Source organism: Undibacterium sp. RuTC16W, from assembly GCF_049339445.1.
Lineage (GTDB): Bacteria > Pseudomonadota > Gammaproteobacteria > Burkholderiales > Burkholderiaceae_D > Undibacterium.
In genome coordinates this window covers 80,177-94,067 of record NZ_JBMPPE010000009.1, presented here as the reverse complement: position 1 = coordinate 94,067, position 13,891 = coordinate 80,177, and the positions used below count along the sequence as shown (strand labels likewise).

The 13,891-nt window shown below is 49.6% G+C and carries 9 protein-coding genes and 2 tRNA genes; all 11 read right to left on the bottom strand.

All coding sequences use genetic code 11. The features are described 5' to 3' along the window. Positions 1-117: 117 nt before the first annotated feature. The 11 genes from ACO0K4_RS16440 to ACO0K4_RS16390 all read right to left on the bottom strand — a co-directional run bounded on the left by ACO0K4_RS16440 (position 118) and on the right by ACO0K4_RS16390 (position 13,888). Positions 118-1,575 (bottom strand): Ppx/GppA family phosphatase, encoded by a 1,458-nt coding sequence (locus tag ACO0K4_RS16440; RefSeq protein ID WP_422957740.1) that lies wholly within the window; start codon positions 1,573-1,575, stop codon positions 118-120. Between the two features lie 205 nt (positions 1,576-1,780). Further along, positions 1,781-2,674 carry a class I SAM-dependent methyltransferase gene (locus ACO0K4_RS16435; protein ID WP_422957739.1) on the bottom strand — a complete coding sequence of 298 codons (894 nt, stop codon included), beginning with the start codon at positions 2,672-2,674 and terminating at the stop codon, positions 1,781-1,783. Positions 2,675-2,822: 148 nt separating this feature from the next. After that, positions 2,823-2,898: transfer RNA gene (locus tag ACO0K4_RS16430), tRNA-Lys, on the bottom strand. A gap of 116 nt (positions 2,899-3,014) precedes the next feature. Next, positions 3,015-3,090: transfer RNA gene (locus ACO0K4_RS16425), tRNA-Lys, on the bottom strand. A 91-nt stretch (positions 3,091-3,181) separates the two neighbouring features. Beyond that, complete coding sequence (ybgF, locus tag ACO0K4_RS16420; protein ID WP_422957814.1) at positions 3,182-3,925, bottom strand: tol-pal system protein YbgF; 744 nt, start codon at positions 3,923-3,925, stop codon at positions 3,182-3,184. A gap of 182 nt (positions 3,926-4,107) precedes the next feature. After that, entirely contained in the window at positions 4,108-4,647 is a 540-nt protein-coding gene (pal, locus tag ACO0K4_RS16415; protein ID WP_422957738.1) for a peptidoglycan-associated lipoprotein Pal, read from the bottom strand. Between the two features lie 61 nt (positions 4,648-4,708). Beyond that, the gene (gene tolB / locus ACO0K4_RS16410; protein WP_422957737.1) at positions 4,709-5,980 is read right to left on the bottom strand and encodes a Tol-Pal system beta propeller repeat protein TolB; all 1,272 of its coding nucleotides are present in this window, start codon (positions 5,978-5,980) and stop codon (positions 4,709-4,711) included. A 6-nt stretch (positions 5,981-5,986) separates the two neighbouring features. After that, a complete protein-coding gene (tolA, locus tag ACO0K4_RS16405) occupies positions 5,987-6,892 on the bottom strand; it encodes a cell envelope integrity protein TolA (protein ID WP_422957736.1) in 906 nt (301 codons plus the stop codon). 139 nt (positions 6,893-7,031) lie between these two features. After that, on the bottom strand, positions 7,032-11,432 hold the full coding sequence (locus tag ACO0K4_RS16400) for a translocation/assembly module TamB domain-containing protein (protein WP_422957735.1): 4,401 nt from the start codon (positions 11,430-11,432) through the stop codon (positions 7,032-7,034). A 30-nt stretch (positions 11,433-11,462) separates the two neighbouring features. Then, the gene (locus tag ACO0K4_RS16395; protein WP_422957734.1) at positions 11,463-13,448 is read right to left on the bottom strand and encodes an autotransporter assembly complex protein TamA; all 1,986 of its coding nucleotides are present in this window, start codon (positions 13,446-13,448) and stop codon (positions 11,463-11,465) included. Beyond that, positions 13,448-13,888 carry an ExbD/TolR family protein gene (locus ACO0K4_RS16390; RefSeq protein WP_422957733.1) on the bottom strand — a complete coding sequence of 147 codons (441 nt, stop codon included), beginning with the start codon at positions 13,886-13,888 and terminating at the stop codon, positions 13,448-13,450. The genes ACO0K4_RS16395 and ACO0K4_RS16390 overlap by 1 nt, the downstream gene beginning before the upstream one ends. Positions 13,889-13,891: the final 3 nt, after the last annotated feature.

Sequence of the window (13,891 nt, the reverse complement as noted above, 5' to 3'; positions counted from 1 at the left end):
TGATCAGGATGTTCCATTAGGACAGCGGCAATTGCGCATCGCGATGACATTATTCCTTCGAGCACCGTATGCCACTTAGGTTTTTACGAAGCGAAGCGGTCTAATGGAAAATCCGGACTAGATATTTGCTTTCACGACAAACTCGACGCCGACCTCACGCCAGCATTCGATTTCTTTTTGCAGCCAGAATGCGACTGTCGGATGCAAAGTCACCCAGTCCTGGCGAATTTCGAGTTCGATTTTATTTTTCATTTTCAAACGAAAATCAGCATAATCCAGCTCAACCCGCGAGTGCATAAAAGTCACGGACAAACGCAGCGCCAGTACCGCTTTGGCGAAATCAAGGTCGGCAAAACTATCGCTGATTTTTCTGAGATTACCCTTTTGGCTCAGAATCAATTTGCTCATTACGCGCTGTTCACGGGTAGTGAATCCGGCCATATCCGCATTCTCAATCATGTAAGCACCGTGCTTGTGGTAACCCGTGTGCGACACTACCATGCCGATCTCATGCAGCATCGCACTCCAGTGCAGATGACGGGTATAGGTATCAGAAGAAGGTTTCAGTTGCGCATATAAAGACTTCACCATATCGGCTACGCGATTAGCACGCGTCACATCAGCATGGAATAAAGTCGCAGCATTATGTACTGCCTGCTCACGCCGGTCGCGTTTGGTTGAGCGTAAATACAAATCCCACATCACGCCCATACGCAAACCCGCTTCAATCGGTCGAAGCACATCAATATTAAATTCTTGCAGCAGTCCGATTAAAATCGCCAGTCCACCGACAACCATTGCAACGCGCTCTGGTTTGATGCCGTTTAATTCCAACTGACTGATCTGCCCGCATTGCACGCAATACTGTTTTAGCGTGGTCAGGCTTTGCAAGGTGATGCTGCCGTCACCGAGACTGTTTTTTGAGAGCGCATCCGAGATCGCACGTATCGTTCCGGACGACCCATAGGCATTACGCCAATGCTCAGGCTGATATGGTGGTGCTGCGTCTTCAAACAAGGATCGTGCAGATAAGATGGCGGCTTCGAAACCTGTTTCAGTAATTTTCCCTTCAGGGAAAAAAGTAGAACTATGTTTGACTGTGCCGATACTGAAGGATTCGACTTTCACGATCTCGTGTCCGCGTCCGAGAATGACCTCGGTTGAGCCTCCGCCGATATCCAGGACTAAGCGGCGTTCTCCGGGAATTGCGATGGAATTAGACACCCCCATGTAAATCAGACGCCCCTCTTCCTCGCCTGAAATCACTTCTATGGGATAACCGATCGCCGCTTCAGCCGCGGGCAATAAGGCTCCCGCATTTTTGGCAATCCGTATTGTGTTCGTCGCGACAACCCGCACCGCATCAATTGGAAACTCACCGAGGATGAGTTTAAAACGCGCCAGACTATCAACCGCGCTTTTAATCGCTGCCGCCGTTAGGTTGCCTTGACTATCCAGGCCAGCTGCGAGCCGGATAGGGTCACGCGCACTTTTGATGACACGAATCACATCACCTTCATGACGCCCTATATGCAAGCGAAAACTATTCGAACCAAGATCAACGGCTGCAAACATACTGCGATTCTCCAATTAGATGTATCGATACAAAATGCATCATGCAGCAAGTAATTTTTAGCAAAAAACTGATTGGACCACATCATCAATCAAGGGAATGGCCAGATGAGACTCTCTGGCGACTCACTATTCTGATAAATGATATTAATCATTATTTATGACGTCAGAATGACGGCACCTACGCACACAAATTGTCTATGCGACCTCATGCAGGAGTGAAGAATCGCCCGCGCATAGATTCTAGCCCCGTGCTTTTCAGTACTTCAGCCAGGCGCTCCGCAGGACGTTTCGCAGGTAAGCCCTTATATTCAGCAATGATCAGCTCGTTTTTCATCGAGTGCTCCCAGCCAACCAGCTCTGTCACACGCACCTGATACCCGTGCGCCTCAAGCTGCAAACAGCGTAATACATTGGTAATCTGGCTGCCGAATTCGCGCGTATGGATAGGATGACGCCACATTTCCGACAAGGGATTATCTCTGACTGCCTCCGCTTTATGTTTGCGCAATTCAGCCGCAACTTCGGCCTGACAGCAAGGAACCAGCACCATGAATTTTGCTTTCTTTTTTAAGCCAAATTCGATTGCATCATCAGTCGCGGTATTACAGGCATGCAAAGCCGTCACAATATCAATCTGATCAGGTAATTGTGTTGAGCGAATGGATTCTGCAACAGATAAACTCAGGAATGACATTCCCGGGAAATCCAGGCGCTGTGCGAGCTCTGTCGATTTACTAACCAGCTCGTCACGCGTCTCTATGCCATAAATACGGGAAGAATCCTGACCTGCTGTTGCCTTAAAAAACAGATCGTACAGAATAAAACCGAGATAAGATTTGCCCGCGCCATGGTCAACCAGACTCAGGTCTGCGTGAGTCTCACGCAACTGCTGTAAAAGAGGTTCGATAAATTGATACAGATGATAAACCTGCTTCAATTTACGGCGACTGTCCTGATTCATCTTGCCATCACGCGTCAGGATGTGCAGCTCCTTGAGCAACTCAATGGATTGACCGGGACGAATCTCATGATGCTGCTCTTGCTTATCGGCAGCCTTCGGTAATGGAGTAGGTTTGTTTTTATCCTGCTTATGCTTCATCAGGCTGCCTTGAATAGGTGAATTGGATCATAGCGCGGCTAGCGCACTGGAATAAGCACAGTGCAATAAGTATAGACACTTCTCAGCATCAGAAAAAACAAAAAAGGATTCAGGCTTACACCTGAATCCTTATATTTGCTAGTAACTTTGGTAGGCCGTGCGGGATTCGAACCTGCGACCAACGGATTAAAAGTCCGCTGCTCTACCAGCTGAGCTAACGACCCAAAGACTGCTGTTTATAATCAACGCGCGATCTGCAAAAAAACGAATGCAAATTCAATAACGCTCTTGCTTATAAATGAAAAAGACTTAGATTTTCACCTAAGTCTTTCGAATTTCGTGGTAGGCCGTGCGGGATTCGAACCTGCGACCAACGGATTAAAAGTCCGCTGCTCTACCAGCTGAGCTAACGACCCGAAAGAACGAAATTATAGTATGTTCCATAATCCCTGTCAACGAGCTTGCCGGATTTTTTCCAGTGCAGGCCTGTTCTTCCAGATCGCAGGCTTATTTTGTGGCGGCCAGACGACTCTTTGCCGCTTGTGCTGCATCGGTCTCAGGGTACTGTGCAATCACTGTTTCCAGTGTTTTTTTGCTACCCGGTTTGTCTTTTAATTCAAGCTGACAAGACGCAATATTCAGCATTGCATCCGGGGCTTTAGGATGATCAGGGTAGTTCTTCACTAACTGCTGCAAAGAAGAAATCGTATTTTTGCAGTCACGTTGTGCATACCATGAATTACCAAGCCAGTACTGCGCAGAGCCTGCATAAGCGGACTGTGGGTAGTTCACATTGAACGCGGTAAATGCTGCAGTCGCATTTTTATAATCGGCAGCTTTAAACAAGGACAGCGCAGCATCGTAGGCACGTTGCTCGCCAATATCGACGGTCGCTTCTTTGCCATCGATCGTCATTTTTTTCGGTTCTAATTTGCGCACGCGATTATCAAGATCGACATAAAAATCTTGCTGACGACGTTGCGTATTGGCGAGATCATTGGTCAAGACCTCTATTTGACCGCGCAATTTCGCAATCTCACCGCGCAATTGCTCGATCTGATTTGCCAGTTCCAATGCACTGCTTTTATCGGCTTTCGTATCCAGTTTATTGTCTAGCTTGGTACTGACGGCATCGACCTTGGCACGTAAATCCAGTATCGCCTTGCGCGCTTCGTCATCATCAAAAATGCCTGCAGAGGCACTCAATGGCAACACAGACGCCAGCAATATCGTGCATGTCATCAACCGCATCGATTGGGGAAAAGTAAACAATTTCATGGGATTGGCAAGTTAGTGAAATGAAGCAAAAGACGGGAAAGCAATACGCACTTTACATAGGCAATCAGATGATATTTTGAGCAAGCGAATTTCATCTGATTGCCGTCATCTACATAATAGGGGATTACTCTTTACGGACAATCCCCGGCCACAGATTATTGATAAACGATATCGGAACGGCGATTCTCGGCCCATGAGGCTTCATCACTACCTGTTGCTTTTGGTTTTTCCTTACCGAGAGAAACCGCTTCAACTTGTGCCTCAGGTACGCCTAACAGAGCCAGTGCTTTACGAACAGCTTCAGCACGTTTTTGACCGAGAGCCAGATTGTATTCACGACCACCGCGTTCATCGGTATTACCTTGAATCAAAATTTTACGGCCCTTGTTTGTCACCAGGTATTTAGCATGAGCTTCTACCAGTGCTTTGTATTCGTCTTTGACAACATAGCTGTCATAGTCAAAGTAAACGCTACGTTTTGCCAGGATACCTTTTGGATCATTCAAAGGATCGACAGAACCTGTGTCAACAGTGCTGACGGTACGGGTATCCGGTGTTGTTGGTACCGCGGTAGTTGCAGACTTATCTTCCACTTTTGCTGGCTCTTCGAGTTTGACCGGTGTACTGCAAGCAGTGATCAGAGCGATGCTGGTCAACAGCAATGCAAGGGTGGTGGATTTGATCGGTGAGCGCATGTAATTCTCCTTTTGGTAAACTAAAAAACTTAGAAATTTCGGTAAAAATGTAATCAAACAATTACTTCATGAAGGGACCCCAAGTGGGCTCCCGAATATCTCCGGCTTGCACCGTCAATTTTTGCTTCACTCTGCCATCGACCGAGACTACCGCTAATGAACCGCGGCGACCGGATTCGGTGGCGTACATGATGTATCTGCCATTCGGTGAAAAACTTGGTGATTCGTCTTTGACCGTATCGGATAAACGCTGCTCCTGGCCGCTGGCCAGATCTAGTGAGTACAACTGAAACTTACCTTCACGCCGGGAAATAAACGCCAGGGTTTTCCCGTCTGGCGATATCCTGGGAGTAATATTATAACTGCCACCGAAAGTCACGCGCTTGGCATCACCTCCCGCCGCACTCGTGCGATAAATTTGCGGGCCGCCGCTGCGATCACTGAGAAAATAAATATATTGTCCATCTGCAGAGAATTGTGGCTCGGTGTCGATACCGCTAGTCTGCGTCAAGCGCTGCAATCCCGTGCCATTCGCATTCACCTGATAAATCTGGGTTAAGCCATCCCGGGATAATGAAATCGCCAGCTTGCTACCATCCGGTGACCATGCCGGTGCCGAGTTACTTCCTTTGTAATTCGCAATCACGGTGCGCTCGCGCGTGATCAGATTCTGCACATAAATCACCGGCTTCTTCGCCTCAAAGGACACATAGGCTACTTTAGTTCCGTCAGGCGACCAGGCTGGTGAAATAATCGGCTCATTCGAGCGCAATGCGACTTGAGTCCCATCACCATCGGCATCGGCTACTTCCAGGCGGAATTCATTACCGGCTTTAGTCACATAAGCAATACGGGTAGAAAAAGCACCGCGTACACCGATCAGTTTTTCATAAATATCGTCGGCGATTTTATGTGCGGTCAGGCGTGTATTGGCTGGCGGCGTCGCCATTGCAAACCCGGATAGTGTCGATGATTTGATGGTATCCAGCAATTTATAGCGCACATCAAAACGACCGTCACTCAGCTTCTGTACACTACCGACAACCAGTGCCTCGGCGCCACGCGACTTCCAGTTGTCAAAATTGACGGGGCTGGTTTCTGTGATGACGGTACCAACATCAATCAAGCGGAAATAACCACTGCGCGTCAGGTCGTCTTTGATGATGGATGTAATTTGTTGGGGTGTTAAAGCTTCATCTGCAAAACTCGCAATCGCAATCGGAATCTGCGTGGAGCCAACGCCAGATACCTCAACCCGTAATTGCGCATAGACCATGTTAGCGGCCAAGGTGGCGCTCAATCCTAAGACTTTAATCAAGGAAGCTATCTTCATTCCGGTTTATTCTTTCATTCTATGAACGTACACAATACTTGGCGGCACTTCACCAGATTTATCTCTCGGGAAAGGTGCAGATTTCTCAATCGCTTTTTCTACCGCCTCATCAAATCCGGGAACGCCTGAAGATTTTAACTTTCGTATTGGACCACGCAGAGAACCGTCGGGCAATAGCTCAATCCGGTATTCCACGGTAGGATTGTTACCAGACGTTTCAGGGGCATTAAATACGGTATTCGAACGTACTTTGGTGCCAATACGTGCGGCATAACTTGGATCGCCGCGATTATTCCCCGTTGATTTGGCTGCATCACCAGTGCCGCCGCTGCCTATCGCAGTTGCCTGTCCGGTCAAACGCCGCATATCTTCTTCGCGCATTTTTTCTCTGGCAAGCTGCTCTTTATTTTGCTGCTTTTTGCTATCGGCAAGTTTTTTCTTATCGGCGTCTTCTGCCGCCAGTTTCTCTGCTTTGATTTTTTGCTCAACGAGTTTCTCTTTTTCTTTTTTCAATGCCAACTCTTGCTCTTGCTTGCGCCTGGCCTCTTCCCGCTCCGCTTTTTGCTGGTCTTCGAGTTTTTTCTGTTCGGCGAGCTTACGCTTTTTTTCTTGCGCCAAGGCGATCTCGGGATCTTCGACCGGCGGCTCTTTTACGACGGTTTTTTCCTCCGCTACCACCTTTTCAGGTTCAGGTGCGGGCTCTACCGGCACAGGTTTAGGTGCGGCATCTCTGGTGCTCATGTCCCAGACTTCTGCTTCCACTGCCATTGTTTCTTTATTCTGCCACTGCACACCGACCCATAAAAAAGTAAGCAGCAACACATGTACCAATGCGGCCAGGCTAACGGAGCGCCACTGGCCGGGCTCACGTGGAAATCTGTCTGCGGGGATATTCAGGGAAAATTCTTTCATGACTTTATATGATGCACCAATTGCTGCTTAGTTCCTTGATATGGCCTACAAATGTTTGCCTTAGCGCTATTTTCAAGCGGATATTGCATTGCAAATAAAATTATAAGCGGGATCACTGAGCGAAGTCGGGAATTACGGTCTAATTAAATGAAAACGTATAGTAGGCATCGACCGAGGACTCATTACCTGTTCTGCCGATAATGCTGATACGCCGGGTCAGTTGCCAACTCAATTTAATTGCGCCACTGGCATCGGACAGACCACGCTCAACTGACAGTACAATTCCCGGTGCCAGCCGCTTGCCGATGGTAACGACCTGATCACCCGAACTTGATCCTAAGGAGGTAGCGCCAGCAATTGTCTGGCTGGGCAACTTAGAGCCATTGCCGGTATCCGCAGTCCCCATTGAGAATTCGTCAAAACCCAGACCATGCGCCAGATCCCGTGGAATATTCCGGCTGCCATCTCCGCCGAAAATAGCGCTCGCTGCCGACATCAGCAAGGACGCATCATTACCCGCGATCTGATCTGAGCCGCGGCCGAGGACCAGCCATGACAGCTTTTCGGCATCGGGCACGCTGGGCTCAGAAACCAGACGTACTTGCGGCGCAGCAACCGTACCGACCACTTCCACGCCCGCCTCTACCGCCAGTCCCAGCCGCAAAGCACGGATATTCAAACCAGGATTCGCCGGCGGTCCCTGAAAATTCAAAATGCCACGCTCTATCGCCAATTGCTGTCCATAGCCTTCATAAGCGCCGCCAACCGTACTGATGGAGCCACTAGCTTGCATAGGATTACCATCCGCAGCGCGCAAGCGTATGGTGCCTGCCAGCGCCGTATCTAGCCCACGACCAACGAATACAAACCGGGGTCCCATATCAAAACTCATATCGAGCCGGGACTTCAGTGCTTTCTTATTGGCATCTTCTGTGACCTTGGCTTGTGCTGCCTTATCTTTACTGCGAATCACGACGACATCGCCAGACAAACTCGGTGGCGGTAATTTGGGCAATTTAAAATATCCGCCGTCGGCTTTAAGCTTACCCGTCAGGTTCCAGACGTCTTTGATATTCACGATATTTGTCTCGCCACTGACCACGAGCCAGCGGTCATTTCGCTGCAAGAGCGGGAATTGCGTCATCTTCGCCTGAATGTTGCCGCTCTCATTACGGATGTCGATATCACCGCTAGCACTGAGTTCACCTTTTTGTCCTATCCAGTTGATTCCCTGAAATTGCGCATGACGAGGCATCATCGATACGGAATTCGAAAATTCAAGGCGATTCAACCGTACACGACTTTCATCAATGACCGCGTCCAACACACCATTGGGCAAGAGCAAGCCCTCAGATGCAAACGCCACTTCAAGTTCACGCCCGCTGAGCTTGGCCTGATACTTAGGCTGCTTTATCTGTCCGGCCAGTTGCGCGTCAATCAGCAATTTACCTTTTAATGCCAGGCCGGGATTAATCCATGGCCCCAACCACTGCACATCGGGAATATCTGCCTTGACCTGACCAGCAAGAGCGGCGTCGGAAGCAAAAGCCCAGCTACCGGATCGCTTGCTGACGGCAGAGTTAGCCTGCAATTGCCAGCGCCCTAGTCGCGCGCCATCGGCAGTGGCATTCAGCTCCAGTTTGTTAGCATCACTGCCGGCAAGCAGTCCACCTGAGACGAGATGCATTTGCAAATCACGGATACCTAAAGGAATCGCTTTACCGGTACCGTCAGCATCATTAATACGCACGTCACCGCTCTGGCGCTGCATGTGCAACTCCCCTTGTAAGTGATCTTTGAGTTGCAGATTCCATGCCGTATCAAGCAATAGATCTCCCTCGACGGCATATTGCGGACGAATCAGGTTTGCCAAAGCAATGGCATTCATCGCAGCCCACTTCCCTTGCGTCTTGATACCGTCTGGCGACCACTCGAATTGCATGACATCCAGACGGCCAATCGATCCCGCTAAAGCCAGGTCACTCACACTCAGCGATTGACCCGAGGCGCGCAATTTCACTGGCGCAAGCAAATTGAGATCTGGTTTACCCGTCAAACCGGCACTCAGAATTTGTCCTTGCCAGTGCAAAGCGTTATCAGCAGATTTTTCACCTGCATTTGCCTTGCCGCCCAGACTACCAGTGGCTTGCATGTTGACACTGCGTGCTTTGGTAAAGCGAGTATTCAGGCTGATCGTATGTGCCTCGCGTGTACCTTTCAGCAGCAAGCTGATTTGCTCCGCCAGGATTGGCAAACCCGCTTTTTTATTCGCATTCAGCGCATCTGTTGTATTGACAGGCACAAGATCACTGTGCAAATTTTTGACTTGAATATCGCCATCAAAAGCACCCTGCATGCCACGCGCCAAATCGAGCCTGGCCTGTACGCTATCGACTTCCCATTGCTGACCAAAGCGCAGCTTTTGTGCGCTGACATCGATCATTCCAGCAGGTTCAGTCATTTTTCCATGCAGACGCAACTGAGCTTTTAGATTGCCCGCCAAGCTCTGTTGTGCGGGCAACCATGGCGAGATGGCGGTCAGATCGCTCATCTCCATCGTCAGTTGCAATTGATCCTTATCGTTCCCCCAGACGCCTTGTCCGTTGATAGAATTTTTACCCCAATGCAGATCGAGCTGTTTAATGCTCAAGGCAAGATCTTGCTGCCAGCGCGCATCAATCGCGCCATTCAGGCTCTGCCCTGCGTATTGCCCTTGCAAGGCGGGTAACTGTAATTCAATATCGAGTTTTGGCTGAAGATGACCGGAAGCCGAAAAGTCGGCATTAATATTCCCCGCGGGCGTCCTGATCCAGCGAGCGGGATCAAGGTGCTGCATGCTGCCTTTAACATTAAATTGCATCACATTGCTCAGACTCATCTCGCCCTGTGCTTGCAAACGCGACTCCGCTGAAGTCAGATCGAATTTTGTTAATCGTAGCAATGCCGCTTTTTCTGCTGTTGCCATGATTTTTTTCGGCACTGTAGCTAAACCATTTTTTACATCCGTATCTGGCGGTGCTTTTACTCCTGGAAAATAACTTGCCTCGGCATTCAGACTGGCACGCGGATCGCTCAATTGCGTTTGAAAATTGATCTGATGATCCGGGCGCGATTGCGCCTGAATACGTCCTCTTAACTGAGTCGGCTGAATATGTTGATCCAGCAGCGCCAGGTCGACGTCTACGACATCAAAGCGTGCATCAACCAGAGGCGCGCCTCCTGTAGGTAACTGCACTATCCCTGAACCGGTAATCCGCCCTTTTCCCGCCAATTGCATCTGCAGTTGATCCAGTGAAAAGTGATCGCCGTTCCAGGCGACTGCGGATGTCAATTTCGTGAAGGGCAAGCCGTTTTGATCAAAACGCCTGGCTTGTGAATTACCGATCTGCATCTTGCCAGCCAGATGCAAACTCGTCGAGCTGACGGATGTCGTACTGGCAGATTTTTTCAGTGCGGATATGGATGTGGGTGTAGATGCGGATGTAGGTATGGATGTCGCCGACACGACAACAGGTTGGATGTCAGCGCTGATATTCAAATGAGCAACAGGCGCCTGTGCGACAAACTCTGCAGGATTTAAACCAGAGATCGTCGCTTGCAAACTGCGCATTGGCTGCGTGGCAAAGGGCGTGAGTACCGCCTTTAGTTCGCCTTGCAAGGCAGGCGCTGGTTGCGCTTTCTCTACAGCTTTAGTTGCAGTTGCATTTACATTTGTTTCAGCGCTCGCTGTCTTCTGGCTTAATGTCGCCCTCGCATCTACCAACAACTCTTCCAAAGATCCAGAAAGATTGGCGACGACACCGATCTCAGGCAATTCAATATCAGGCTGACCACGATAATCAAGCTCTGCCCGAGTTTTAAATGGCCTCTGTGTCGCCATCGTCATGCGAGCACTGACATGACCAAAGTCTGTTTTGAGGTTGGCTTGTATTTGATGCTGTAATTGACCGGAGTGCAGTTGCCCCGTAACACCCGTCAACGTTGTCAAGGGAGTGCGCTTGATCTTACTGCCGTCTGTAACAAAACTGGCGAGCTTGATTTGTCCTATCGCCACCTGATCCAGCGTTACATCAATGCCTGGGCTGAGACTGGCTGGCAAACTCGACGGTGTTTTATCCTCTAGCGTGTCAATCTGCAAGCTGACAACTTGCAGATTTTGTATAACAAGTTTTCCATACAAAAGGGCTGATGGTTGCCAGCGCAGGCTTGCACCGTCTGCTTTCACATGAATTGTCGCGGTTTGATAACGTAACTCACCTATCGTTAACTCATTCATCAGGTGACCGCGGACATCCGCAAAGCTGAGCTGTCCCGCCATCATTACTTGCATCAGATTGAATAAGCTGGTCGTGCCCGATTGTGTCCAACCTATCCATCCCGCCAATCCCGCTACGGCGACCAGAATAAAAGCCAGGGGTGAGAGGCAACGAGAGATAAAGCGGATTTTATTTCTCTTCACCATGCTCCTATCTGCCAAGACAGACTTAGCAGATTCTCCGGTAACAATACTCGGTTCAGATTGTGGAGAGTTCTGATTCATGGTGCATTCATAGTGACAGTAGTTGCATCATCAAAATGCAATCGCGATCGAAAAATCGAGGCGGAATTTTTTAATATCTTTGCCGTAGGCGAGATCCAGTGCGACCGGTCCGGCAGGCGTTTTATAACGTCCGCCAATACCGTAGCCTTGTTTGGCACTGTGATCACGCCAGTTATCTGCCGCGTCACCGAGATCAACAAAGGTCGCGGCACCCCAATTCGATTTGGTCCAATGCACATACTCGGCACTCGCAACACCCATGACTTTGCCACCGGTGACGGCACCCGCATTTTGAATACCTAAGCTTTGATAGGCGTATCCGCGAACTGTGTTACTACCGCCCGTGCGAAACAAATATTCTTCAGGAATACCATCGCGACTTTGCGACAGGATCTGGCCTATTTCTGCACGCAGGATAATGCTGTCACGCTGCCCTACCGGGATCCAGCGCTGGTACTTGGCATAGGTGCGGATAAAACGCTGGTCTGACAATAACGCTTTTTCTGAAAACGCCAGATCGAGCTGAGCAATCTGACCTTTACGCGGCGCAAAACTGTCGTCGACTTCGCGCCATGTCCATCCTATTGAGGTCACCAGGGCTTTATTAAAATTTGGCAGCTCGCCGTCAATCTCTACTTTTTCACGCAAAAAATTCAAGCCAATACGCTGCTCCAGATGATTGCGCGTACTAGTGCGTTTGACGCCAAAAGCGGTGCGAGTCAGTAGCAGTCCCGAGATGTCCTGCCGGTCTGCCAGCACACCAAAAGAATCTAAAAATTGCGTGTCTCGCGGCGGCAGATAAATATCGGCATAGCCAAGCTGACGCTTTTGTTCGATACGCACGGCACTGCGTAAATCCCATGCCTTGCTCAGTATATCGCGGTCACGGTAAGAGACTTCTGCCCGAAATCCTGTGTTACTGCTATAACCCGCACCAAAGCCCAGATCACGCGCTTTGCGCTCGACCACACTGACCTCAACTGGCGCGCTGTCCGCCTTCGCCGGATCGGTATCGACATTCACCGCAACGGTGGAGAAATAGGCAGAATTTTGTAAGGCGCGCTGATATTCCAGCAGACGGGAGCGCGAATACGGCTCGCCTTTTTTGGGTGGCTGATAACGATCCAGCAGCCATGAGGGAAACCGCTGCAAACCAGTTACCGTCATCTCGCCAAGCGTAAATGGCGGTCCGCTATCGATATCAACCGCAAGCATTGCTGTATTGCTGTCTGCATCAACCGTCGCACTGCTATTGGCGATGGAGGCTGACGCATAAACGTCAGAACGCAAGGCTTCTATCAGCGTGGTCTTTGCCTTATCCCAATCCTCATCACGAAACGCGGCACCGGCAGGTAATCCCCAGTCGGCTGTTAATGTGCTCTGCCGCTTGACAGCGTCTGTCTGCCCCGTTTTATAGGCCTCGTTCAACGCCCCCGAAAATTCCAGCTTGACATCCTTGATCAGAGTTCTGGTGCCGGCATCGATATTGACTCGAATAACAGAATTTTCACCTGACCTGACGCTACTAATTTTTTCGCTGGCATCATTCGTATCAAATGAAATAAGAGGAGAAAAATAACCTTCCGTCGCCAGAATATTTGCTATGTCGAGCCGCAATTTACGCAGCAAAGTCGGTGTCACGTTTTGTGGATCTGTGCCTGGAGTAAGCTCGGGAATATGCTGCTTGATCAGTGCCAGCCAATCTCCGCTAGCCTCTCCGATTTGAAAGCGCTTAGCGGATGCGGAAACCACTATGGCATCATTAACGTTATCACTATTGACATCGCTAATGACACCACTGGGCACCACATCATTTTTTATGTCGGCAGGCGCATCGTCCTGCTGATTAAGTAGCTTCTCTGGCTTGCTTACTTTGGCCTGTGCTGTGACTGATGTGACTGGAGTGACTGACTCAGCAAGCACGCTGAGCGGAGGCTGTTCTGATGCAAGACAATCGGTAAGTCCCGCACTCACTACCATCAAACTACAAGAGAGAACAACTGAGTGTAACGGCATCACTTGGTCGCCAGGCCAACCCGATTGATACCGAGTTTTTTCGCTTCGGAAATGACTTGAATGATTTCGTCGTACTTCATCTCTTTATCTGCCGATACCATGACCGATAAATCCGGCTTGGCATCGTGATATTCCTTGAGTTTTTGCATCAACTGCTTGTGATTCGCGGCCGTCTCTTGCGACTCTTGTTTGCTGTTGCCGTTGCTACTGCCTTTGGTATTGATACTGATGGCATATTTATTCGTATCGAGCGTGATTTCTATATAGTCTGACGGCGGTTGTGTCGACTGCCCCGCCGTCGGCAGATTGATCACGCTGGGATTGGTCATCGGTGCCGCCACCATAAAAATCACCAGCAATACCAGCATCACGTCGATGTAGGGAACGACATTAATTTCGGCTTTAAATTTGCGTTTACGTTCGCCACGCAGAGAACTCATGGC